The organism is Campylobacter rectus, assembly GCF_004803795.1.
Classification (GTDB): Bacteria; Campylobacterota; Campylobacteria; order Campylobacterales; family Campylobacteraceae; genus Campylobacter_A; species Campylobacter_A rectus.
The window spans coordinates 642,461-666,917 of record NZ_CP012543.1; the positions used below are offsets into that span (position 1 = coordinate 642,461).

At 45.5% G+C, this 24,457-nt stretch carries 23 protein-coding genes and 1 other RNA gene; 21 read left to right on the forward strand and 3 right to left on the reverse strand.

All coding sequences use genetic code 11. The features are described 5' to 3' along the window. The first annotated feature begins 14 nt into the window (after positions 1–14). Positions 15–2,033: a fumarate reductase flavoprotein subunit gene (locus CRECT_RS03155; RefSeq protein WP_002944368.1), complete on the forward strand. Its 2,019-nt coding sequence runs from the start codon at positions 15–17 to the stop codon at positions 2,031–2,033. Next, entirely contained in the window at positions 2,026–2,745 is a 720-nt protein-coding gene (locus tag CRECT_RS03160; protein WP_002944348.1) for a fumarate reductase iron-sulfur subunit, read from the forward strand. The genes CRECT_RS03155 and CRECT_RS03160 overlap by 8 nt, the downstream gene beginning before the upstream one ends. Before the next feature lie 428 nt (positions 2,746–3,173). On the opposite strand, the gene ssrA is transcribed toward CRECT_RS03160, so the two are convergent. Continuing rightward, positions 3,174–3,531, reverse strand: a transfer-messenger RNA (tmRNA) gene (ssrA, locus tag CRECT_RS03165). Between the two features lie 62 nt (positions 3,532–3,593). After that, on the reverse strand, positions 3,594–4,001 hold the full coding sequence (locus CRECT_RS03170; RefSeq protein WP_002944486.1) for an Hpt domain-containing protein: 408 nt from the start codon (positions 3,999–4,001) through the stop codon (positions 3,594–3,596). A gap of 85 nt (positions 4,002–4,086) precedes the next feature. On the opposite strand from CRECT_RS03170, the gene panB reads away from it, so the two are divergent. From panB to CRECT_RS03195, 5 genes are all read left to right on the forward strand, one after another. Then, positions 4,087–4,890 (forward strand): 3-methyl-2-oxobutanoate hydroxymethyltransferase, encoded by an 804-nt coding sequence (gene panB / locus CRECT_RS03175; protein WP_039887996.1) that lies wholly within the window; start codon positions 4,087–4,089, stop codon positions 4,888–4,890. A 730-nt stretch (positions 4,891–5,620) separates the two neighbouring features. Continuing rightward, on the forward strand, positions 5,621–6,508 hold the full coding sequence (locus tag CRECT_RS03180; RefSeq protein ID WP_002944381.1) for a tetratricopeptide repeat protein: 888 nt from the start codon (positions 5,621–5,623) through the stop codon (positions 6,506–6,508). Between the two features lie 180 nt (positions 6,509–6,688). After that, the gene (locus CRECT_RS03185; protein ID WP_002944323.1) at positions 6,689–7,195 is read left to right on the forward strand and encodes a hypothetical protein; all 507 of its coding nucleotides are present in this window, start codon (positions 6,689–6,691) and stop codon (positions 7,193–7,195) included. 393 nt (positions 7,196–7,588) lie between these two features. After that, positions 7,589–8,608, forward strand: a complete 1,020-nt coding sequence (gene ruvB, locus CRECT_RS03190; RefSeq protein ID WP_039887998.1) for a Holliday junction branch migration DNA helicase RuvB — start codon at positions 7,589–7,591, stop codon at positions 8,606–8,608. Positions 8,609–8,811: 203 nt separating this feature from the next. Further along, entirely contained in the window at positions 8,812–9,057 is a 246-nt protein-coding gene (locus tag CRECT_RS03195; protein ID WP_002944393.1) for a hypothetical protein, read from the forward strand. Between the two features lie 328 nt (positions 9,058–9,385). Here CRECT_RS03195 and CRECT_RS03200 read toward each other — a convergent pair whose 3' ends face one another. Next, positions 9,386–9,928 (reverse strand): ClbS/DfsB family four-helix bundle protein, encoded by a 543-nt coding sequence (locus CRECT_RS03200; RefSeq protein ID WP_002944395.1) that lies wholly within the window; start codon positions 9,926–9,928, stop codon positions 9,386–9,388. A gap of 804 nt (positions 9,929–10,732) precedes the next feature. On the opposite strand from CRECT_RS03200, the gene CRECT_RS03205 reads away from it, so the two are divergent. The 14 genes from CRECT_RS03205 (at position 10,733) to CRECT_RS03265 (ending at position 24,219) form a co-directional block, all read left to right on the forward strand. After that, entirely contained in the window at positions 10,733–11,773 is a 1,041-nt protein-coding gene (locus CRECT_RS03205) for an AI-2E family transporter (RefSeq protein ID WP_002944404.1), read from the forward strand. A 136-nt stretch (positions 11,774–11,909) separates the two neighbouring features. Next, complete coding sequence (locus CRECT_RS03210) at positions 11,910–13,244, forward strand: OprD family outer membrane porin (RefSeq protein ID WP_002944417.1); 1,335 nt, start codon at positions 11,910–11,912, stop codon at positions 13,242–13,244. A gap of 543 nt (positions 13,245–13,787) precedes the next feature. Further along, a complete protein-coding gene (locus CRECT_RS12935) occupies positions 13,788–13,910 on the forward strand; it encodes a hypothetical protein (protein ID WP_257792187.1) in 123 nt (40 codons plus the stop codon). After that, positions 13,907–14,110 (forward strand): hypothetical protein, encoded by a 204-nt coding sequence (locus tag CRECT_RS03215; RefSeq protein ID WP_002944333.1) that lies wholly within the window; start codon positions 13,907–13,909, stop codon positions 14,108–14,110. The genes CRECT_RS12935 and CRECT_RS03215 overlap by 4 nt, the downstream gene beginning before the upstream one ends. A 275-nt stretch (positions 14,111–14,385) precedes the next feature. Beyond that, positions 14,386–14,541 carry a hypothetical protein gene (locus CRECT_RS03220; RefSeq protein ID WP_002944487.1) on the forward strand — a complete coding sequence of 52 codons (156 nt, stop codon included), beginning with the start codon at positions 14,386–14,388 and terminating at the stop codon, positions 14,539–14,541. A 1,703-nt stretch (positions 14,542–16,244) separates the two neighbouring features. Continuing rightward, positions 16,245–19,031, forward strand: a complete 2,787-nt coding sequence (napA, locus tag CRECT_RS03225; RefSeq protein WP_002944359.1) for a nitrate reductase catalytic subunit NapA — start codon at positions 16,245–16,247, stop codon at positions 19,029–19,031. Positions 19,032–19,033: 2 nt separating this feature from the next. After that, complete coding sequence (gene napG / locus CRECT_RS03230) at positions 19,034–19,798, forward strand: ferredoxin-type protein NapG (protein ID WP_002944447.1); 765 nt, start codon at positions 19,034–19,036, stop codon at positions 19,796–19,798. Next, positions 19,795–20,595: a quinol dehydrogenase ferredoxin subunit NapH gene (gene napH, locus CRECT_RS03235; RefSeq protein WP_002944518.1), complete on the forward strand. Its 801-nt coding sequence runs from the start codon at positions 19,795–19,797 to the stop codon at positions 20,593–20,595. Before napG ends, napH begins: the two co-directional genes overlap by 4 nt. Next, complete coding sequence (locus CRECT_RS03240; protein WP_002944314.1) at positions 20,592–21,275, forward strand: nitrate reductase cytochrome c-type subunit; 684 nt, start codon at positions 20,592–20,594, stop codon at positions 21,273–21,275. Before napH ends, CRECT_RS03240 begins: the two co-directional genes overlap by 4 nt. Further along, entirely contained in the window at positions 21,272–21,748 is a 477-nt protein-coding gene (locus CRECT_RS03245; RefSeq protein ID WP_002944485.1) for a 4Fe-4S dicluster domain-containing protein, read from the forward strand. Before CRECT_RS03240 ends, CRECT_RS03245 begins: the two co-directional genes overlap by 4 nt. Beyond that, the gene (locus CRECT_RS03250; RefSeq protein WP_002944330.1) at positions 21,745–22,719 is read left to right on the forward strand and encodes a WD40 repeat domain-containing protein; all 975 of its coding nucleotides are present in this window, start codon (positions 21,745–21,747) and stop codon (positions 22,717–22,719) included. Before CRECT_RS03245 ends, CRECT_RS03250 begins: the two co-directional genes overlap by 4 nt. Then, the gene (locus CRECT_RS03255) at positions 22,716–23,063 is read left to right on the forward strand and encodes a chaperone NapD (RefSeq protein WP_002944490.1); all 348 of its coding nucleotides are present in this window, start codon (positions 22,716–22,718) and stop codon (positions 23,061–23,063) included. Before CRECT_RS03250 ends, CRECT_RS03255 begins: the two co-directional genes overlap by 4 nt. Positions 23,064–23,129: 66 nt before the next feature. Beyond that, complete coding sequence (locus CRECT_RS03260) at positions 23,130–23,774, forward strand: hypothetical protein (protein WP_002944373.1); 645 nt, start codon at positions 23,130–23,132, stop codon at positions 23,772–23,774. Next, positions 23,761–24,219, forward strand: coding sequence for a hypothetical protein (locus CRECT_RS03265; RefSeq protein WP_002944517.1), 459 nt, complete (start codon positions 23,761–23,763; stop codon positions 24,217–24,219). Before CRECT_RS03260 ends, CRECT_RS03265 begins: the two co-directional genes overlap by 14 nt. Positions 24,220–24,457 lie beyond the last annotated feature (238 nt).

Sequence of the window (24,457 nt, forward strand, 5' to 3'; positions counted from 1 at the left end):
AAAGGAAATTAAAAATGAACGTAAAATATTATGACGCATTAGTTATCGGAGGCGGACTGGCGGGTCTTAGAGCGGCCGTCGCTGCCGGAGAAAAAGGGCTAAGCACGGTAGTTTTAAGCTTAATCCCGGTTAAACGCTCGCACTCTGCAGCTGCGCAAGGCGGTATGCAGGCCTCTTTGGGAAATTCAAAAATGAGCGAAGGCGACAACGAGGACGTACACTTTGCCGACACCGTAAAAGGTAGCGACTGGGGCTGCGATCAAGAGGTTGCTAGGATGTTTTGTCAAACGGCTCCTAAAGCGATTCGCGAGCTAGCGGCTTGGGGCGTGCCTTGGACCAGGATTACGCGAGGCGAAAGAAGCGCTATCATCAACGCTCAAAAAACGACTATCGTAGAAAAAGATGAGGTTCACGGACTCATCCACTCTCGCGACTTTGGCGGAACTAAAAAATGGAGAACCTGCTTTACGGCGGATGCTACGGGTCACACGATGCTTTTTGCCGTGGCCAACGAAGCTCTAAAGCACAACGTCGAAATCCACGACAGAAAAGAAGCTATCGCGCTAATCCACGCAAACAACCGCTGTTACGGTGCGATCGTTCGCGATCTGGTTAGCGGCGAGATCACCGCATACGTCGCAAAAGGCACGCTGATCGCCACAGGCGGCTACGGCAGGGTTTATAAACACACCACAAATGCTGTAGTTTGCGAAGGTATCGGCGCGGCCATCGCTCTTGAGACGGGAGTTGCACAACTAGGAAATATGGAAGCGGTGCAGTTTCACCCGACTCCGATCGTTCCGAGCGGTATCTTGCTAACCGAGGGTTGCCGCGGCGACGGCGGAATTTTACGCGACGTGGACGGATACCGCTTTATGCCTGACTACGAGCCTGAGAAAAAAGAACTAGCTAGCCGCGACGTCGTAAGTCGCCGCATTATGGAGCATATCCGCGCGGGTAAAGGCGTGCCTAGCCCATACGGATATCACGTTTGGCTGGATATCTCGATCCTAGGGCGCGAGCACATCGAGAAAAATTTACGTGACGTTCAAGAAATTTGCGAAATCTTTAACGGCATCGACCCAGCCGATACCGAAGTATATACCGACGAGAACGGACGACAGCGCGGTAAAGGCTGGGCGCCGATCCTACCTATGCAGCACTACTCTATGGGCGGCATCAAGACTAAGCCTACAGGCGAGAGCCCGACGCTGGCGGGCCTATTTAGCGCCGGCGAGGCTGCATGCTGGGATATGCACGGATTTAACCGCCTGGGCGGCAACTCCGTTTCGGAAACTGTCGTCGCAGGCATGATCGTGGGCGATTATTTTGCCGACTACTGCGGTAGCCACGAGATCGAGATAAATACCAACGACATCGAAAAATTCGTTAAAAAAGAGGAAGACTATCTAAAGAGCCTGGTCGAAAAAGAGGGCAAATTTAACGTATTTGAGATCAAAAACAAGATGAAAGACATTATGTGGGAGCACGTAGCGATCTTTAGAACGGGCGAAGGTCTTGCCGTGGCCGTAAAAGAGCTGGAAGAGCTTTATAAACAATCTTTAGACGTCAAAGTCACAAACAAGGCACTATTTGGCAACCCTGAGCTTGAGGAGGCCTACCGCGTACCAAAGATGCTAAAACTAGCCCTTTGTATCGCAAAAGGCGCGCTTGATCGCACTGAGAGCCGCGGAGCGCACTGCCGCGAGGACTATCCGAAACGCGACGACCTAAACTGGCTAAACAGAACCCTAACTAGCTGGAAAGAGGGCGATACGCTACCGACTATCGTGTATGAGCCGCTTGATATTATGAAAATGGAAATTCCGCCGGCATTCCGCGGATACGGAGCTAAGGGCAACATCATCGAGCACCCGGACAGCGCCGTACGCCAAGCGCAGGTCGATGAGATCCGCGCCAAAATGGAAGCCGAAGGCAAGGGCAGATACGAAATCCAAGAAGCGCTAATGCACTACGAGCTTCAGCCTAAATATAAAGCACCAAACGAAAGAGCAGGAATAGGATATGAGTAGAAAAATAACCATAAAAGCATTTAAATATAATCCGTTAAGCAAAATTTCAAAGCCGCATTTTGCGACCTACGAGCTAGAAGAAACCGACGGCATGACGCTGTTTATCGCGCTTAACGTGATTAGGGAAAAATTTGATCCCGAACTAAGTTTTGACTTCGTTTGCCGAGCCGGTATCTGCGGTAGCTGCGGTATGCTAGTTAATGGTACGCCAAAGCTTGCTTGCCGCACGCTAACCAAAGACTATCCAAACGGCGTGATCGAGCTTATGCCTTTGCCGGTATTTAAGCTTTTAAAAGACCTAAGCGTAGATACGGGCAACTGGATGAATGCGATGAGTAAGCGCGTGGAGAGCTGGATACACACCGATCACGAGACCGATATCTCTAAGCTCGAGGAAAAAGTCGAACCTGAAGTGGCGCAGGAAGTATTTGAGCTCGACCGCTGCATCGAGTGCGGTATCTGCGTAGCTGCGTGCGGTACGGCTATCATGAGGCCTGATTTCATCGGTGCGGTCGGACTTAACCGCGTGGCTAGATTTAAAATCGACGCGCTAGACAAACGAACCGATGAGGACTTTTACGAGCTTATCGGCGATGATGACGGAGTGTTTGGCTGTATGACTTTGCTAGGCTGCGAGGATAACTGCCCTAAACACCTGCCGCTGCAAAGCAGGATCGCGTATATGAGACGCAAAATGGCTGTAATAAAATAAATATCTACGGGGTCGGTAAGACCCCTATCTCTTTAAAATTTAGCTTCGAATTATTATACTTTAATCTTAAATTTTATCTTCAAATTTGCTTTTTTAATCGGGTTAAATTTGTTCAAATTTGACGATACTTGCTGTATGTAAATTTTGAAAAATATGTGAAAATGTCAAATTTTGCGTTAATCTAAAATTAGATTTGCTCACGACATCGTTTATTTTGCATTAAAATTTAAAAGTTTTACTCGACCCGGCTTGCCTGTGCGAATTTGATAACCGCACTTATTAAACTGCAAAGCCTTGTATATTTGTTTTCTCTCGTTTTAAAAAAGAGCGGGGATGATCTTGCGTGCTCAAAATATACTTCTTTTTTGAAAACGTATGATAAATTTATGATAAGGTAAAATCTTTTGAAATCTCGTGAAAATGACACTTGGTGGAAGCGAGGGGGATCGAACCCCTGTCCAAAAACAAACCGATCGCAGCCTCTACACGCTTAGCAAAAGTGAAAATTTCATCTAAAAGGGCTCACTTTCCAAAACCTTATTTTAGACTAAGACAAGATTTCAGCTAGCAGCTCGTCGGGCCGCCAACCTACGCTAGCTAGGGTTACTCGCCGCCGTTTTAGCTAGTTTCAAACTAGGCGAGGCTCAACTGAACTTACGCGGCTTTAGCGTAAGCAGGAGCGTAATTAACGTTGTTTGCGTTTAAATTTATTTGAGCTTTTTACGCTTTGCTCAAAGCGACGTGCCACCGTGACCGCTCTGCTCCTGTCGAAGCCAAGTCGCTCCCGTAAAAATTAGGCTAAAATTTAGCCTCGTTTCAAAGGATTATAATACTTTTTGTATTTTTTGTCAAACGTCGAGCTTCTGAGGGATTTTCACGATATTTGCGTCCAAAACTCCGAAAAAATCCGCATCGTTTTCGATATCGTTTTTATATCTGTCAAACTGATCACTCACCAAAAGTAGCCAATCTACGAAGTCGTCGTTTGCAGGACCTTTCAGCCCCCTCGCTTCGCCGCAAATTTCCTCCGCCAGAGTCGTTAATTTTAATATAGGATTGAGCTTCATAAAGCCCGCGGCAGATTTAATATTATGAAAAATTCTAAAGAGCTCGTCGATGTTGCCGCTATATCTATCAGCTCTGGTTAGCCCGATGATGAGAGGCTCCATTAGTTCGCACATAAGGGCGTAATGTGATAAAAACTCCTCTACGATGTCGTAAGAATAGTCTATCTCGAGGCTTCTTAGTATTCCCATTTATTGTCCTTAAAATTATTGTCCCGATTGTAACATTTTTTTGATAAAATTAAAAATAAAAAGTCAAAAATTTAGGAGAAATTTTATGCCGACAAGTGATAAAAGAGTTACGGTTTATGATATAATTAATAAAAAAGGCGTCCGGCCTATCGTTATGATTACGGCTTATGACGCTCTTTTCGCACGGCTTTTTGACGACTACGTCGATATTATCTTGGTGGGTGACAGCCTAAATATGAGCTTTAACGGTAAAAAAGACACCCTTAGCCTAAAAATGAGCGACGCGCTTTATCACGTAAAGGCCGTTTTGCAGGGTGCAAAGCGCGCTTTTGTCGTGGCGGATATGCCCTTTGGCAGCTATCAGGACGAAAGATCCGCACTAAAAAATGCGACGAAATTTATCAAAGCGGGCGCGGACGCGGTCAAATTTGAAGGCGGTCTAAAAGCCGCTCCTATCGTAAAAAGGCTCGTGGGCGAGGGCATAAACGTGATGGCTCACATCGGGCTCATGCCTCAGTTTGTGCGAAACGAGGGCGGCTACAAGGTAAAGGGACGCAGCGAGGCTGATGAAGCGCGCCTCATTGAAGAGGCGCAGGCGCTCGAGCACGCGGGAGCGTTTTCGGCTGTGGTCGAGGGCACGCTAAGTCCGGTTGCGGCAAAGGTCGCAAAGAGCGTGCAAATGCCTATTATCGGTATCGGCGCGGGTGCCGACGTAGACGGACAGGTGCTCGTGTGGAGCGATATGCTCGGGTTTTTTGACGAGTTTAAACCAAAATTCGTCAAGCGCTACCTTGACGGCGCAAATTTAGTACGAACGGCGGTTGAAGCTTATGCTCGCGAGGTTAGAGAAAAGACGTTTCCAAGCAATGAGTTCGAGTATAAAATTTAGCTCGTTTTGAGCAAATCCGGCTAGCAGGGTAAATTTGATCGCTCGGAAAACGGCGGCGATTAGGTCGCAAGCGTTAAATTTGATGAGCTAAATTTGCTCTAATTTAAGCTGCTTGGCGCGTAAAATCTTTGCTATAAACGAGGTTAAATTTTAGCACCTATGTCGTGGCATTGTTTTTTAAATTTGGCAAGTCAAATTTACGGTACGCTCTAAGAAACGGTAAATTTAAATGAGTAAATTTGCGGTGAAATTTAAAAAAGCAATAGAATTTAATAAGTCGAAATTTGCGTCGTAAATTTAAGGCGAGCAGAGGGTATCGGCGACGAATTTTATCCGTTTTAAGGCAAATTTAGACGAAAAATAAATGCCAAAAGTCGCAAATAAGCCCGCAAAAATACGAGCTAAGCTAATTTGATAAGTAAAATTTGCTCGATAAATTCGCCCGGATTTAAACAATCCGAGCGCCTAAATAAATTTTAGTTTTGCTTTTTTAAGCCAAAAATTAAGTCGGCGACAAAAATCAAATTTAGCGCGCAAACCGCACCTATATAGCTAGCGGCGAAGGCGAAGACTCCGGTGCGGCTGTTTGCGTCGCGCGGTAAACGCCGATGGCTTAAGATCCGAAAAGTGTAAATACAGCCGGATTTAAACCCCTGCAAAAACGCGTAAGCAAGTAAAAGCCGTAGCCTCAAAAACGCAAACGATAAATTTTAAAAACGAGGAGAAAATTTTGAAAATTTTATTGGTTTTAGCGGCGTTTTTTGGTGCGCTAATGGCCTCAAATCCGCATTTTGGGCTAGGAGTCGATAGTCTTGGCGAGCAAAATGAGCAAACGCAGAATGAGAAGCGATTTTCTAAGCGCGAGGATGCCGCGAGACAGGCTATCGAAAACGCCGATTATGACGCAGCTTACGTGATTTTATCGCCGCTTTGCGAGGAGGGCGACGCGATGAGCTGCGCGGCGCTGGGTAGCATGCATTTTAGCGGGCTTGGGACCGAGAAAGATTACGAAAAAGCCGAGCTTTTCTTTGAAAAATCGTGTGGGCTTGGAAGCGGCACGGGTTGCTTTGACCTGGCGCTTTTAAACGTCAAGGAAATTTTCGGCGCCAAAGATGAAAATAAAATATTTAGCCTCTACGAAAAGGGCTGCGAGCTGGGCTCTGAAGCGGCTTGCAACAACCTCGGTCTCATCTACGAATCGCGAAACGATCTCAAAAAATCCATAAATTTATATGCCAAAGCGTGCAGGAAATTTGACGGCGCGGGCTGCTACAACTATGGCAGGATGATGCACGACGGGCTGGGCACGGAGCGTGACTTCGCAAGCGCTCGCAAGGCCTTTGACACCTCGTGCTATATGAAAAACGCGCTTGGCTGCTATGCCCTTGGTTACGTTTATGAGCACGCTCAGGGCGTAGAGTTTGCGGTTTATGACGCCTACGACGGCTATTCGCGCGCTTGTAAGCTCGGCAACGACGACGGCTGCAGGGCGCTTGGCTTTGAAAACTATGAAAACAACGTCGAAATTTATGAAAGATTAGAGTCTCTGGCAGAGGGTTGCAAGTTTGGCAACGATAGCGACTGCAAGCTTTTAAAGGCGAGGATAGCGGAGTTTTGATAAAATGGCGCATTTGTCGTAAAAAGACAAGAGACGGTGGATGAAAAAGTCAAATAATGTCCTAAACCGCTTTTAACGGTTGTTGTTTGTTTAATTGCGTTCACTGTTCTTTTTATAGCGGTTCTTTGCTGCACTTTTGGCGGCTACCCCGACCAAAAGGAGATAGAAAAAATCCCTTTAGTGCAAAACTATGAGTTAAATCGTGAAAAAATTTTAGATTTACTAGAGTTTGCTCGCAAGAACTTGCCCGCCGATTTGCGCGTAAGTATCCAAAGTGCGTACGGCGCAAGCCATATCGAGATCGGCTCTAACGATAACGGGACGAAAATAAGTAGTCGTGACATCAAAGACGGCCTAAAATTTATCGGCTGGGATACGGCTAAATTTAAAGAGTTGCAAGCTAGACTCGAGTCTGTAAATTCCGTAAAGGTTACCGTAAATTCGGATAAAAATAGCAAAACAGAACCTGCGGTTATCATAACTTACAGCTATGTAGAGCACTACGAGAGGAGTTATGAATTTTACGCAAAGGATAGCCCGAGGCTGAAAGAGCTATATGATAAAGGTTGTGCCAAAAAGTACGAGAACGACGGCGTTGTATTTATAGCATGGACATCACACGGCTATAAATACCGAACTTTTTGCGCTAAAGACGACGGCGAGGATGTTTTGGCGGACTGGCGCTAGCGTTAGATCGCGACTTTTTATGTGATTTTTGGCTTTGAGCCTCGGACGGGAGAGTAAATTTAGCGTCAAATTTAGCGCGTCTTATCTTTGGGCGACTTTGGCCTTTTCTTAAATTAGCATGCGTGCTTCCGTCAAAAATCGCGAAACACGACATAAATTTATCAATGCGATTTAGTGCAAAACCGGCGGAGGCGCGGACGCAAGCTATAAGCAAAACGCCAAACCAAAGCAAGAAGCGAGACATAAATTTAATCCGCTAAAATTTTGTCGCACCTACTTCTACGGCTCAAATCTGCCCTAAATCGCCGAGTCCATTTTAAACGAGGCCCAAAGCCAAAACTTACCCAAATTTTTGTAAAATGCAGCAAATTTACGAAAAACAGAGCCGAAAAAATGGATAGAATAGTCGAAATAGAAAAAATAAGCTTCGAGAACGATTTTGAGGTGTCGCTGCGCCCTACGCGCTTTGAGGACTACATCGGACAAGAAAAGATCAAGCAAAATTTAGGAGTCTTTATAAAGGCTGCTAAAAAGCGCGGCGAGTGCCTAGACCACGTGCTTTTCTACGGGCCGCCGGGCCTTGGTAAGACGACGCTGGCGCACATTATCGCAAACGAAATGGGCGTGAGCATCAAGATGACGGCCGCGCCTATGATAGAAAAAAGCGGCGATCTAGCTGCAGTGCTGACAAACCTCCAAGAGGGCGACGTGCTGTTTATCGACGAGATACACCGCTTGAGTCCCGCGATCGAGGAGGTGCTGTATCCGGCGATGGAGGACTTTCGCCTAGATATCATCATCGGCTCCGGACCTGCGGCGCAAACCATCAAGATCGACCTGCCTAAATTTACGCTGATCGGCGCTACGACGCGCGCGGGTATGATTTCAGCACCCCTGCGAGATAGGTTCGGGATGGATTTTAGGCTGCAGTTTTATACCAGAGAGGAGCTAGCTCGTATCGTGCAGATCGCCTCGGTAAAGCTTGGCAAAGAGTGCGAAAAAGCCGCCGCTCTCGAGGTCGCCGCTCGCTCGCGCGCTACGCCCAGGATCGCGCTGCGGCTGCTAAAGCGCATACGAGACTTCGCCGAGGTAAATGACGAAGAGATCATCTCGCAACCTCGCGCCAAAGAGGCTCTGGACGCGCTTGGCGTAAACGATATCGGCTTTGACGAGATGGATATCAAGTACCTAGAAATCCTTCTCGCCGCTAAACGCCGCCCGATGGGTCTAAGCACGATCGCGGCGGCTCTAAGCGAGGACGAGGGCACGGTCGAGGACGTGATCGAGCCCTATCTGCTCGCTAACGGCTACATCGAGCGCACGGCAAAGGGCAGGCTCGCTAGCGCAAAAGCCTACGAGGTGTTTAAGCTTAAATTTGACGGGGATACGCAAAAGGGGCTGTTTGAGGAGTGATGTGGATGTGCCAAAGGCGGCTTTAAATTTAGATAAAAGCGGTAAAATCGCGATGCGGCGGGCGTAAAATCGTCGCATCATCTTAAGCCGTCTTTTAAATTTAAAAGCTTTCGCGTGTAAATTTAGTAAAGCACTGGTCGCAAAGACGTAAAAACGGCGAAGTGCGAGATTTAAATTTCCGCTAATTTTGCGCCGGATTAAATTTGCATTCGCCGACCGTCAAGCGCTGCACAGTTGGCTCGCGCTCAAATTTAGAGAATCCGCCGAAAACAAGGCTTGATTTATCGCGTATTTTTGGCGGAGGCGGACTTGTGGGCGGTGGATCGATAGACTCCGTCTCGCAGCTGATTTTCTCGCTAAATTTAAATTCGGAGGAGTTTGTAAAATTTGAATCGCTTGCGGATTTTAGCGGAGGCGAGCCGTCAAATGCGAAAGTCTGCGATGCTTAAGTTCAAATTTAAGGCGAGGCAAGCGTAAATTTGAGTTAATTGCGAGGTTTGGCTTTTGTTCGTTATTTTAAAAACGCAAGTAGTCGTTTCGTTAAAATTTTACGTAAAAATCGCACGACAAATTTGATTTCGCTTGCGGTTTGGGCTAGGCGGCGATGGCGGTAAAATTTGGCGCAAAATCCAAAACGCCGAGACCTAAATGAAAGATTATTTAGCGAAATACGTCTTTAGCTGCGATAAATACACCCGCTCTGCGCAAATTCATTCCATTTTTTGAAGAGAGAATTTCTTTTGTTTTTGTAAAATGCGCCTCACTATCCTATTTTCGCTATTTTGACTTGCAATTTTTCTGATGAGCCTTAAGCTTTTTCATCGCCCAGTCATAATGGCTCGAAGCAGCGCTTACGAAGTATGATCCAAGCGTGCTGCCCCCGACCCATTTATATACATCTTTTGAAAACAGCTCTTCGTTTGTAAATGTTTCGGCTAACTCTAAAATATCTTTATGCGATTTATGAAGCATTTTAGCCGCTTCTTCAAGGGAAGTCTTTCGGTGCTTCTTCCAAAATTCGACATTCATATCTCTATAAGTTTTCCAGTTATACGGTTCGGGCAAAAATGGTTTTTCTTCTCCCTTTTGGTTGAAATTTACCCAATTCAAAACAAGCCTATGCCATTCGTAGAGATGGATTAAAATATCTTTTAAATTCTTATCTCTTCTCCAATGAGCCTCTTTTTTCTTTTCATCCTTTGAGAAATCAAATGGCGTATTTAACTCCTCTTCGCTCATCTTTGAAATGAGTAAATTTAACTTCTCATAGTTTTGCTCGGCGGCAGTCATTAAATCATTTTTTGTAGTCGGTCTTGACATAGCATTTTACTCCTTTCATTTTTTAAGTATTGGAAAAATTATACCATCATTTTTACGCTATATTCATTTGCGCTTCCATAAAATTCATTACTCTTTGCCAAAAGCATAGCACAACATCGACAATATTTTATCTTTATTTAAGATAACCCCCCCCCAAGATATTTGACGCCATTTATCAAGCAAACTTAACTTTTATACGCGCTGCATTACCGTGCGATATTTTCGGGCATTATATTTTCAAGCCTTTAGACGCGGATTTCTAAAATTTTTCGGTAAATAAATTCAACGACGGGCGGCGCAATGCGGATGAGTTAAATTCTGTGCCGAATGCACGCAGGGGGTGCGAGGTCGAAATTTAAGCGAGCGAGCGCGTCCTAAACAGCGCGAAACAAATCACGGCAAAAGAAATTTCATTAATCAAACAGCGAGGGTTGCAGCGATTTGATCTTGTAGCTCGCACGGTGAAAAGGCGTGAGCCCGTACCGCTCGATTGCCGCGATGTGCGCGCGAGAGCCGTAGCCCAAGGCGACGACGAAATCGTCTTCGTCTAAAGTGCGGTAAACTCTGGACTAAACGGATAAAAATCTCCTTTATAAAATACAAAGGTATTCTACCCCCCCCCTTTTTTTTTTAATCACTTAATCTTGCGCTCAAATTTGTCACCAAATTTGCCGTCAGAGCTAGCTTGTCCTCACTCAAAATCGGCGCTAAATTTATCAGCTGCGCTAAAACTACCGCGTCCACTGCCCGCCCGTCCGCAAAACCCCGCAAAATCTGATATAATAAGCCTATCAAAGGAAAAAAATGAATAATCGAGTGTTTTTCGGCATCTTCGCTCTTTGCGCTCTGGCGCTGGTTGCGTATCTGTTTAAGCCGTTTTTGCTAAATATCTTCATCGCTGCCTTGCTCGCGGTCGCCACCTCAAATATAAACGTTAAATTTTTGCAGCTGACAAAGGGCAAAAAGACGCTCTCGGCCGCGCTTACGACAATTGTGCTGTTTTCGCTGTTTATCGCGCCTTTTTTGTATGCCGTGATCGAGATCGCCAGAAATGCCGCGAGCTTTAACACGAGCTATGTGACAAACACGCTTGATTACTTTCAAAGCGGGAATTTTCAGCTGCCCGAACCCATCAAATTTATGGAACCGAAAATCAAAGAGATCATCGCCGATATCGATGTCAAAGCGATCTCGGCGAATATCATCGCAAATTTGGCGGGCATCGGCAAATCAAGCGTAAATTTCTTAATCGATATGGTCTTTATCCTCGTGTTTTTCTTTTTTGCGATACTTTACGGCAGCGAGCTCGCGGGCTACCTAAAAAGCGCGCTTCCGATGAAGGAGAGCGAGAGCGAGTTTATCCTTAGCGAAGTGGTAAACGTTATGAGCGTCGTGCTCTACTCCATCGTTTTAAACGCGATTTTGCAGGGCTGCTTATTTGCCATTATTATGATTTCTTACGGCTACAACGGCTTTTTGATGGGTATTATTTTCGCCTTTACTTCGCTCATTCCCGTAGTCGGAGGTTTGCTCGCGTGGGGGCCGATCAGCCTTTACGAGTTTGCCAACGGCAACACCGCGGCCGCCGTCGTCATCGCCGTATATACGGTGGTCGTGATCTCTATCGTCGCCGATACCTTTTTAAAGCCGATCGTGATTAAATTTATCAACGACCGCCTCGTAAAAATTCCCGCTAAAATCAACGAGCTTTTGATATTTTTCTCGATGATAGCGGGCATCTCGACATTCGGCTTTTGGGGGCTTATTTTGGGACCTGCTATCGTGACGTTTTTTATCTCGACGATCAAGCTTTATACATTGCTTAAAGAGCGTTCGGTCGTATAAATTTGCCTATTTCTCGCAAATATCGCAAATTTAGCATGGATTTGATTAATTTATATGTTATAATCCTGGGCTAAAATAATGCCTCGCATTAAATTTGCGGGGCGTAAATTTGTTAAATTTAACCAAGGAGTTCTGTATGAAATTAGCGAAATTAAGTTTAGCCGCCGTTTTGGCTATGGGCTTTTTAAGCTCGGCAAGCGCGGCAGACACTCTTGCTCAGGCCTTTTTGGACGGCAAACTATCGGGTAAGATCCAAACTACCTATGCCGATCAAAAGGACGAACGCACGGCGATACGCGACGAAGAGATCACTAGCGTGCAGTTTGAACTGGGCTATGTTACCGATCCTTTTTACGGTTTTAGGCTCGGCGTGACGGGACAAGGGAACTTTCTGCCTTTTAACAGTCTGAGAAAAAGAGGCACTCTATACGACAAAGAGTGGAGAATGCAAGGCGTCGTAATGTCCGAGGCGTATCTAGGCTACGCTATAGGTCAGACGGATATCAAATTCGGCCGTCAATACGTAAATACTCCGCTAGTAGCGGGCAATCCGACGCGCGCGTTTAAAGAAGCTTTCGAGGGTCTAACGATCGTAAATAAAGACATCCCGAACACCACGATGATCGGCGGCTGGTATTATAAATTTCAAGGCAGAAGCGCCACCGTCTCGGGCGGCAAAGAAGGGCGCGCTCCGCAATTTAAAGACAAGGTCGTCGTAGGCGGTATGGGACCGGTAGCGCACGAATTTGACAATATCTTTACCGGTGCGGTCATAAACCAAAGCATCCCGGGACTAAAGCTAACCGGCGCATACGCTAGAGTGACCGATCTTAGGCTCGGCGCTTTGCAGGGTGATATCAACTTTTATCTAGCGGAGGCGAACTACAAGATCCCGGTCGGCGACTTTAAACTGGGCTTTGACGCTATGTATAAGGGTTCTCGCACTACGGACAGGCTTGAGAATCTAAACTACGACGGAAATATGATCGGTCTGCGAGCCGGGATTTACGATTTCGTAGGCTTTAGCGCGTCTTATGCCTACACGACCGTCAGCGATAACGATGCTTTGGCATTCGGTCTAGGCAACGGTCCGGGCTCATACACGCTGCTTCCTATCCGCGGACCTTTCGTTTTTACGGGGTATGCAGGTATGGATGTGCATAAATTTCTCTTTAGTTACGACTTTAAAGAAGTCGGTGCGGACGGACTAAAAGCCGCTCTCCACCTAGTCAAAGGCAAGCAAGACGCTCCGCATCGCAATGCAGGCCTGACTGTGGCGAAAACCCGTATGAACGTCCAAGGTTGGGGCGCAAACCTAAGCTACAACATACCGTGGGTCAAGGGACTAAGCGCCGGCGTGACCTACGTAGAGCTCGAAAGAAAGAACTTTAACGCCAGAGGCAGAGTCAAAAAGACCGACAACAACGAGCTTTGGCTACAGCTAGGATATAAATTCGACCTTCTAAACTAACCATTTAGGACTCCAACGCGGACGCAAATTTTGGCGCGTCCGCCGTTTTTTAAATTTTATTTGGAAATCTTTTGTTTTCGGTTGTCGCCGTATGCTATTTCCCTGCATGCTTTTTGTCTTTTTAATGTTTATTTAATATGTCATTCTTATAATATTTTAGCAACAAGAAAACACGATGGCTTTTGTTAAATTTAAGTTCGCAAAATCTTTTTTGCGTGTATGCTCTTGTCGGCACTATTCGGATGCGGCGCGATAACGGGACATCAAGAGGAGATAGACGTCTATACGAAAGACTTTACTCGAACAAACTGCGATGTAAATTTGCAAAAAACTAAAATAGAAAAAACGACGACGTCATACTAGCCGCCGATCAAGCGGGCTTGCTAACCGGACAGTGCAAAAAATTTAATGCGAGCATAGCATATTTTGGTATCGCCGAAGATAGATAACGATGTCGATGAGGAAGGAGCCAAGTCTAAAGCGGCAGGGCGGACCGGGCGCTGTTTTGACTGATGACAATGCGCCTGATTGCGAAGGGTTTTATTGCGAGCGCGTTATGATAAGCGCATACAAGGCATTAATCTTATATCTTTGGGCGATCGCGATAACGCTAGAATCAAGCTAAATAGAGCCGTCGATAGGCAAGAGGGCAAGAAGAAGCTATGACCGGACAAGCCGAAATCGTGCGCGTCACGCCGAAAATGAGCTATTTAAAGCTAAGATCCGGCAGTGCTAAAGGCGGTGATATATGCCGTTTGGTTCAGGGTAGCAATATCGGCTCTGCTAAAATCGGCACCGATGCGGGCGGACGCAAAGATAACGCGATTAAACGGACGTCGGACGGCGGAGTGGTTTTGCCGTTTTGACGTCGCGCTTGCTCGCCGTCGAATTTTTGGCGTTTACTGCGATTTGGCGGCTGTTTTGCTTGCGACGGAGTATAATTTTATTATCTTGGCGGCTTTTTGGTCGCCGACTCCTAAATTTTCAAATTTATTTTCTGTCATCATTCTTGGTTTTGCGCGCCGACTATCGGACCGGCTCTAAAATAGCTTAAATTTCGGACTATTTTTTGCTGTTTATAAATTTGCGGTTGAGCGCGGCAAAAACAGGACGGCCAAATTTGCTTTAAACGGCGTGCGGTTTGAAATTTGGTTTGCGTAAATTTGACCGAGATGGGGATGCGTTTTTTTGCCGTTTCGCCTTTTGCCTAAATTTAACCGACAAAGAATATTTATCGCTTAAACGCCGCAAATTTGGCGCAAGAGTCGCTTTTAAACAAAATCTAGCGGGCGAGTAAATTTTATCCCGCCGAGGGTGTTTTGTTTTGCGGTAATGCATTTGCGCGGCCTACCACAAATAAAATTTGACCGCTTTTTGCTTGTTTTTGCACTATCAAAACTACTCGCAAATTTAATAACCGCTCCTTAAATTTGCTAAAACCCTACCTCTTGTTTGCTTTATTAAATCTTGCTTCTGGGTTGCGTATGTTGCAAGTCTGATTTCAAAAAATTTGTTCCGATCGTCATTAAGCCGTAAAATAAGCGTTAAATTTAACGCTGCCGCCTTGTGTTTTACACTGCAAAAATCGAGTCTAACGCTATGCCGATTTGTTTCGCTTAAATTTTGCCTAAGTGCAGGTAGAGTAAATTTGCCCGCAAAAAGCAAATTTAAAGTTAAAATTTTAAGCTTCTTTCGTGTTTTCTTATCTTTTTGCTCGGTCATAGCGCGATGAGGCGGAGCCGGTAGCGTAGGCGGTGTTGCCCGTAAAGCCAAAATGCCCGCTACTCGCTAAATTCCGCCGCGAGTTTCGTTGTCTCTTCGCGAGTTTGCATGGCTTTGTTTCGGCATCCAAAAGCGGCGTATTTTGGTGCTTGCGCCAAAGCTCTATGTTTATTTGCGGACAGGTTTTGCGGTCGTGGGGCGCTGGCGGAAACGAAGCTTGCTCGCCGCTTAAGTTTTTCCGGGTAAATTTGTCAAAAGCAAATGCCGCTCGTAAAGACGCGCGAGTGCGTCCGGGACGCATTTATCTCTATCCTCGAAGCCAAATTTCGCCTCTTGCCGTATCAGGCTTTATCGTTACGAGCTCGAAAAGTTTTTTAAAATTGGCTTTGAGTCTGTTTTTATTCGTCGGTCGCGGTATGATTTTCTCTTTAAAATTTGCTTATTTTTGCCCGTGCAAATGTTCATCCGGGCTAAATTTTATTCGGGTTTAAATTTGAACTTAAAAAAGATACTATGCTTATCGGCGTAAAATTTGCCTTTTAACTATCTAAATTTATCGCTGCGCTCGCATCGTTATGACAACAGCCGTGCAATCTTTTGAGTCATCATCCCGGACGTTACGTTTTGATGTTTAAGGCGCTACCGAGCGGCTCCGTATTTGCGTCGGCTGCGGTGAAAATAGCCTAAATATCGTCGGAAGCGAAAATGTTAAAGTTTATTTTTGATATATTGGATATCTTTAACGGTTGTTTGATATGCGTTTTATTTTTTAGATACAAAAAACGGTAGTTTAACAAATCGCGGTCAAATTTTGATAAATTTAAATCCGTGCGATTTTCGTGCATTATGCGTGCGATCAGTCTCTTGATTTTTTATATTTTTTATATCTTGGATAATTTTGCCCAAATTTGGCCATTTTAATGTATAAATTTGGAAAATATCCTACCGTTTTAGATTTAAATACAAAATTTTATATTTATGAGGTAAAAATGTTACGAAAATACACATTAAATTTACGTTTTAAAAAGAATCCTTGAAATATTATGAGTTTGGCTATCAAAAAGTATATTAAAATTTGTGACGTATAAAAATTTATATTTTATCGTATTTTTAAGCTTTAGCCCTAAAATAGGCGAAATAAAGATAATTTTGGTCTTAATTTCAATACCATATATCGCAAAATAATTAATTGATTTTAATCAACTTAAATTTAGGATTTGGTAGCTAATATTAACTTAATTTTTAAGAATTATCTTAAAAAATAAACGAGGAGAGAAAATGGATCGACGAGATTTTATAAAAAGCGCCGCCGCTTCAGCCGCTTGTGCGAGCGCGGGCATAGCATTGCCTTCATCTATGGCGGCGGCCGAAAACGCCGCTGAAAAAGGTTGGCGCTGGGATAAAGCGGCGTGTCGTTTTTGCGGAACGGGCTGCGGCGTAATGATAGCGACAAAAGAGGGCAAAATAGTGGCTGTCAAGGGCGACCCGGAAGCGCCTGTAAATCGCGGACTAAACTGCATCAAAGGCTACTTTAACGCAAAGATTATGTATGGCGCGGATCGCATCACTCAGCCGCTTTTGCGCGTAAACGAAAAGGGCGAATTTGACAAAAAAGGCAAATTTAAGCCTATTAGCTGGGAAAAAGCGTTTGACATCATGGCGGAAAAATATAAAGAAACTATGAAGAAAAACGGCGTGCACTCAGCCTGCGTTTTCGGCTCGGGTCAATACACCATAATGGAGGGTTATGCGGCGGTAAAACTATGGAAAGCCGGCATCAGAAGTAACTCTATCGATCCAAACGCCCGCCACTGTATGGCAAGCGCGGTCGTGGCCTTTATGCAGACCTTTGGTATCGACGAGCCTGCGGGCTGCTACGACGACATCGAGCTAACCGATACGATCGTGACGTGGGGCGCGAATATGGCGGAGATGCACCCGATACTTTGGGCGCGCGTCAGCGATAAAAAGCTAAGCGACCCCGAGCGCGTGAAAGTCGTAAATTTAAGCACGTATTCGACTAGAACTTCAAACATTGCCGATACGGAGATTATCTTCGCTCCTTCGAGCGACCTTGTGATCTGGAACTACATCGCGCACGAGATCGTTTATAATCATCCCGAAGTCATAGACTGGGACTACGTAAATAATCACTGCGCTTTTACCACGGGTCCCGTAGATATCGGATACGGCCTTAGAAATAACCCGAGCCACCCTAACTACAACTCCGAAAAGGACGTTATGGAAGTCGAGCTTAAGAAAACTATAAGCGAGAGTGAGGGTGCGACCTTAGGGTATCTCGGACATAAAGCTGGCGATGTAATGGAAAATAAAAACGCCGCAAGCGCAGGCAAGCACTGGCTGATAACTTTTGAAGAATTTAAAGAAGCTCTTAAGCCTTATACGCTTGATTTCTCGGCGCCGTTAATCAAAGGCGATCCCGATGAAGATCTGGAAGAATTTAAGAAAAAGCTAAAGCAGCTTGCCGACCTATATATAGAAAAGGGTAGAAAAGTAGTGAGCTTTTGGACGATGGGCTTTAACCAGCACCAACGCGGCACCTGGGTAAACGAGCAAGCGTATATGATACATATGCTTCTTGGTAAGCAAGCAAAACCGGGCGACGGAGCCTTCTCGCTAACGGGACAACCGAGTGCTTGCGGAACGGCTCGCGAGGTCGGTACTTTCGTTCACCGCTTGCCTGCGGATATGGTCGTAAATAACGCCGATCACCGCGCGGTTTGCGAGAAAATTTGGAAATTGCCTAAAGATACGCTAAATCCTAAGCCGGCTTCTCACTATGTAAAAATGATGCGCGACTTGGAGGACGGAAAAATGAAATGGGCGTGGGTGCAGGTAAATAACCCTTGGCAAAACACCGCAAACGCCAATCACTGGATAAAAGCCGCGCGCGAGATGGATAACTTTATCGTAGTTTCCGATCCGTATCCCGGCATCTCGGCTAAAGTTGCGGATCTTATCTTACCAAGCGCGATGATATATGAAAAATGGGGCGCATACGGCAACGCCGAACGCAGAACTCAACACTGGAGACAGCAGGTGTTGCCCGTAGGCGAAGCGATGAGCGACACGTGGCAAATTTTAGAATTTTCAAAACGCTTTAAACTAAAAGAGGTCTGGGGCGAGCAAAAGGTAGATGACAAGCTAACGCTTCCAAACGTGCTTGATGTGGCCAAAGCTATGGGATATGACGAAGAGGCTACGCTATTTGACGTGCTTTTTGCAAACGAAGAAGCTAAAAGCTACCCTGCAAAAGACGCGATAATGGAAGATTTCGACAACTCCGAAGTCTTCGGCGATAGCAGAAAAGTAGTCGGCTCAGACGGCAAGGTCTTTGAAGGATATGGATTTTTCGTGCAAAAATACCTCTGGGAAGATTACCGCAAATTCGGCTCCGGACACGGACACGATCTAGCGGACTTTGATACTTATCATAAAGTGCGCGGCCTAAGATGGCCGGTCGTAGACGGCAAGGAAACTCAGTGGAGATTTAACGCCAAATACGATCCTTATGCGAAGAAATATGCGCAGGAAGGCAAGCAGTTTGCATTCTACGGCAATGCTAAAGCCAAACTTCCAAAAGGCGATTTGGCGAAAGTAACGAGCGGAGACGAGAAATTTTCTATCGCTCATAAGGCTAAAATTTTCTTTCGCCCTTATATGGAGCCTTGCGAGATGCCCGATGGCACGTATCCGTTTTGGCTATGTACCGGCCGCGTCCTGGAGCACTGGCACACCGGCACTATGACTATGCGCGTTCCCGAGCTTTACCGTGCTGTACCCGAAGCGCTTTGCTATATGCACGAAGCCGATGCGCAGAAGCTAAATTTACAGCATAACGACGTAGTTTGGGTCGAGTCTCGCCGAGGTAAGGTGAAAGCGAGACTGGATCTGCGCGGACGAAATAAAACCCCTTCGGGGCTAGTTTACGTGCCGTTTTTCGATGAAAACGTATATATCAACAAAGTCTGCCTAGATGCGACTTGCCCGATATCAAAAGAGACGGATTACAAAAAATGCGCGGTTAAAATTTACAAGGCGTAGTAATGCAAAATAGAAGAGAGGCCTTAAAATTTGGGCTAAAGGCGATCAGTTTGGCGCTAGCCGGCGGCTTCATATGGAGTACGCAAACTGCGGCGAAGGCTCAAAACCTACTCATCCGTCCGCCCGGAGCCTTAAAGGAGAAAAATTTTCTTAGCGAGTGCATACGTTGCGGGCTTTGCGTAGAAGCCTGCCCTTGGGATACGCTTAAGCTTGCCGACCTTAACGACGGACTGCCTTTTGGCACTCCGTTTTTTACTCCGCGCAACATCCCTTGCTATATGTGTCCGGATGTCCCGTGCACCGTAGCTTGCCCTACCGGAGCGCTAGATGTAAAGCTAGTGAGCGAGGATAACGGCAAGCTAAACATAAATAAAAGCAAAATGGGTATTGCGGTGCTCGATCCGAATTTTTGCATCGCTTACGAGGGGCTTCGCTGCGACGCTTGCTACCGCGCCTGTCCTCTTATCGACAAGGCGCTTAGACTGGAGTATGCCCGCAACGAACGCACGCAAAAGCACGCGTTTTTTAAACCGGTCGTAGATGCCGACTACTGCACGGGTTGCGGTATGTGCGAGCAGGTATGCGTGACGCCAAAAGCCTCCATATTTGTGCTTCCGCGCGAAGTCGGGCTGGGATCTAGCAACGAGCAATACGTAAAAGGCTGGGTCGAGGGCGCGGACAAAAAGCTAAAAGACGCATCGCCTAAAGACTTTAAAACCGACGAGAAAAAGCTAAACGACTATCTAAATAGCGGAGATTTGCTATGAAATTTTTGATTTTAAGAAGGATAAGTCAAATTTTGATCCTAGGGCTGTTTTTTGCGAGCAACTATTACGGCGTCAAAATTTTACAAGGCAATCTCAGCTCCTCTTTGCTTTTCGGAGTCCTGCCGCTTAGCGATCCGTTTGCGGTTTTGCAGCTATTTTTGGCTAGTTTTAGCATAGCTTCGGGTGCGCTTTTAGGGGCGGGTATCGTGTTTGCTTTTTATGCGATTATCGCTCCGCGCGCCTTTTGCGGCTGGGTTTGCCCGGTAAATATCATAACCGAAACCGCACACTGGATTAGGGTAAAATTAGGCTACGATAAGGATAAAAAATTCGTAAATTTCACGCGAAGCACGAGATATTACGTTTTAGGATTTACCCTTCTCGTCTCGCTGGTTACGAGCGCACCCGCGTTTGAGGGGGTTAGCTACATCGGCATCATCCAGCGCGGCGTCATCTACGGCGGCACGCTGTGGCTATTCGTAGCGTTTGGAGTATTTGCGATAGATGCGTTTATCGGCGATAGGCTGATCTGCTCAAGGCTTTGTCCTCTGGGCGCTTTTTACGCGCTTGCGGGCAAATTTGCGTTTATCAGAGTAAAGCACGACGTTTCAAGCTGCACGAACTGCTTGAAATGCAAGCTCGTCTGCCCCGAAAATCAAGTGCTTGGTATCATCGGCAAACAAAGCGGATTTATAACCTCGAGCGAGTGCATCAGCTGCGGACGCTGTATCGACGTCTGCGATGATAACGCGCTTAAATTTAATATTAGAAATTTACTAAAGGAGAAAAATCAATGAAGGCGAGAATTTTGGCGGGACTGGCATGCGCAGTTCTTCTATTTGCGGGTTGCAGCGACGATAAAAGCGAACAAAAAGTCGCCGCGAGCGCTCCGCAAACTCAAAACCAAACGGCGGAGAAAAAAATCGAAACTAAAGCGCAAGCTAGCGATGTCGTAAAAGCGGACAAAAACGTTAGCGAAGCAAAGCCTGAAAAGCGGGAGAAATTTAAGCTGGCAGACGGCAAAGGCGCAGAGGATCTGACCATAATTCGCGGCGCAAGCGACGTTTTGGACGAGGATGAGGTAAAGCTAATCGACATAAACTGGACTTTGCCCGCCGCCGGCGAAGCACAAAGATACGAGCGTGCCTTTGAAAACGCGCCGCCTATGATACCGCATGATTTAGAGGGGTTGATGCCGATAACGACGGACAATAATATGTGTATCTCTTGCCACATGCCAGAAGTCGCGGAAGGCATAGGCGCGACGTCGATACCAAAGTCGCATCTTTACAGCATAAGGTTTAGCGAGGATAAAGGCGGTCAGCTTAGCCAAGACCGCTTTGTATGCACCGTATGCCACGCGCCGCAGGCAAATATCGAACCGAAATTTAAAAATAATTTCGTTCCCGAATACCGCGACGCTAACTCCTCCGAGCGCTCAAATTTACTCGACGTGTTAAATGAAGGCGTTAGATGACGCAAAGCGCTGGCAGACGCGAGCTATTTACTAAATTTTTGGGCGGCAAAACCGCTCAAAAATTTATTGCGCCGCCTTATTTTTGCGGCGAATTCGGCTGCACGGATTGCGACGCGCCTTGCGCTAGCGCTTGTAATAGAGAGCTTTTGAGCTTTGAAAACGAGAGAGTAAATTTTAAATTTAAGTCCTTGGGCTGCAACTTCTGTAAAGAGTGCGCGCTCGCTTGCGAGGAGGCGGGACGAGAGGTTTTAAATTTAAAATTTGCAGCTATTATCGAAGCTAAAATTTTTATCGACGTGCATAGCTGCCTTGCGTGGAACGGGACGATTTGTTGTAGCTGTCAGGATGTTTGCCGATTTAGAGCGATCGAGTTTTTGGGCGTTTTTCGCCCGAGCGTAAATCAAAAATGCACGGGCTGCGCGCAGTGTATGGAGGTTTGCTTCGCAAATAGTATCAAAATGGAGGCGTTATGAGAAAGGTTATTTTATTTTTAGCGGCGGTTTTTTGCTTAAATTTCGCCGCGTTAAATTTGGCGGCGGCTCCGCTTGAAATTTCGCAGCCTGATAGAGTTATAAAAGCGGGCGCAAACGTGATAAGCTCAAATCTGATAGATGAAATTTTATATCTGGGCACGGACGGCGGTGAGCTTGATATCTATGATATAAAAGCGGATAAATTTTTAGAACCGATCAAATTTCGCACGGTAAAGACCCACTTTAGCGACGCCGAACCTACTAAAATTTTTAGCATCGACCGCTTGGGCGATACGCTTTTGGTTTTAACCGAGATGGACTACAACGAGCGCTATTTATATGTTTTTAAAAAAGAGGGTACGCTCTGGAGTGAGATTAGTAATATGCGCCTAGCTAATAAATCGGCTAAAAAAGCGTTTTTTATAGACGAAAAAACGGCGGTGGTGTCGGACTTCGGCAATGAAATTTACTTCATCGACCTAGAAAGCAAAAAAGCCGTCTTTAAACATAAATTTTCCATAGCGCTTTACGTGGATTTCGAGATAAACAAAACCCGCGACAAAATCGCTATCGGAGCCGAAAGCGGCGTGATTTATATCTATAATCTAAAAACTCGCCAAACCGAGCAGACGCTAAATTTCTTTAAAGACAATATGTATGACATCGACTACAAAAACGACGTCGTAGCCGTTGGCAGTATCGATAAGCAAGCGGGCGTTTATGACGGGCGGATGAATTATTTTAAATCAGATTTTATAGTGTATGCGGTGGGGCTTAGTGAAGATGCGAAGACGTTTAGCTTTATGAACGGCGAGCAAAGCGATATCCTGGTTTATGACGTCTCGAGCAAAGAAAAGCTGGCGACCGTAAAGACGGGACAGCAAATTTTGAATGAAATTTATCTCTCGAACGAAGGCAGGCTAATTAGCGTCGCATACGAAAAAGAGGTTAAATTTTGGAGCGTAAAATGAACATCTCAAGCGCGATAGCGTATGCTAAAAAGGGAAAAGAGGCTGCGGATGTAGCAAAGAAAATAGATAAGATCGAGGGCTGCGAGGTCGTCGCCGCGCAAGAGGGCAAGATCGTGGTCGTGATGAGCGCGGAAAATCTTGACGGCGAAATAGAGCTTTTTAAAGTATTGGAAAGCGTAGAGGGAGTCGCGGGAGTCGCGATGATTTATAGCTATCAAGAGGATCTGCAAAAAGATGTCGAGAGTATCAAAAAAAGCGGTAAGATAAGCGAAATTTTATTCGACGAAAACATTGACGCCAAGGACATCGTGTATAACGGAAACATCGGCGACAGAGCCAAATAAATTTCGCCCTTAACTTTATTCTAATTTTGACGATATATAATGCGGATAAAATTTAAAGGATAAAAAATGCAAAGCATCAACGGCTTACGCCAAAATCCCTACATACCGCAAGCCCGCTACGACGCGCAAAACGTTCAAAATACCGGAAATGCGGCAAACGTAAATCAAAACGAAAATGTAAAAAGAATGCAAGAAGCTTACGCCAATATCGACGTAAAGCAGCTAACAAATAGCTATTTGGCGCATTTTCAAAGCGTCGCCGGCTCAAATTCGAGCTCGAATTTTTTATCTCAAGTTTCCGCGTTTAACGGCTCGGCAAAATTTAGCGATATTTTCGGCGCTCAAAATAAAAGCGCAAATTCTCTTGAGAGTATCTTGTCCGGCGTTGATTTTAAGGCTATCGGCTACGAGGGCAAACCTATAGGGCGTCTAAGCCCGGACGAAGCCGGCGATCTAGTCGGCGAGAACGGATTTTTCGGTATCGCAAATACTGCGGATAGGATTTCAAATTTTATCATCAATGCCGCAGGAGACGACTTGCAAAAGTTAGAAGCGGGAAAAGAAGGAATGCTAAAGGGTTTTAAGGAGGCCGAGAGAATTTGGGGCGGCAAGCTGCCCGAAATATCGCAAAAAACGATAGAAAAAGCGACGCAGAGCGTAGATAAAAGAATAGCCGAACTCGGCGGAAACATCTTTAGTGTCCAGGCTTAAGTTTTTAAATTTAGCCGCTGTTTTACTGGTTTTTAGCGGTTGCGCATTTTTTAATCAAAAACCGGTACCGAAAATCGTCAAACAGCCCGCCCAAAAACCCGCACCTATCAAGGGCTCTTTACGCGGCGTAATATCAAGCGTGACCTATGACGGCGGGAAATACTGCTACGAAATAAGATCAATCGATACTTCAAACGGTAAGCTGCCAAGCGGCGAGTATTGTGCGGATAAATTTTACTTTTCCGGCGGCGATACGGTTTACGCGAGCGTTTCGGGCGGCGTCATCACCGAGATGCTACTCGTAAAAAGCGGCGCAAATCATACACATGAAGCAAAAACGTCGAAATTTAAAAACCAAGGCCTCGCAAAAAGCCCGCAGCAGCAAGAAAACAACAAAAAAATCCTAATCGATGTTCCAAAAAATGAAAATATCAGCTTTGATTAGCCGTTGATTTACCGAAATGTTTTATAATTCTCACAAGCAATCAAAGTTAGAACTCCTTTTAGAAAGGGGATGAAAATCCCCTTTTTTATTTATCAAATCTTACAAAAAATTTTGAAATTTAGCTTTTGTATTTAAGCTTTATTAGTAATATTTTTATTTTAATAATATCAAATATCAAAAATAATTCATAAAATACCGCATTATATGTAATTTTTAAGCCGCCTTTATTAATTTTTCT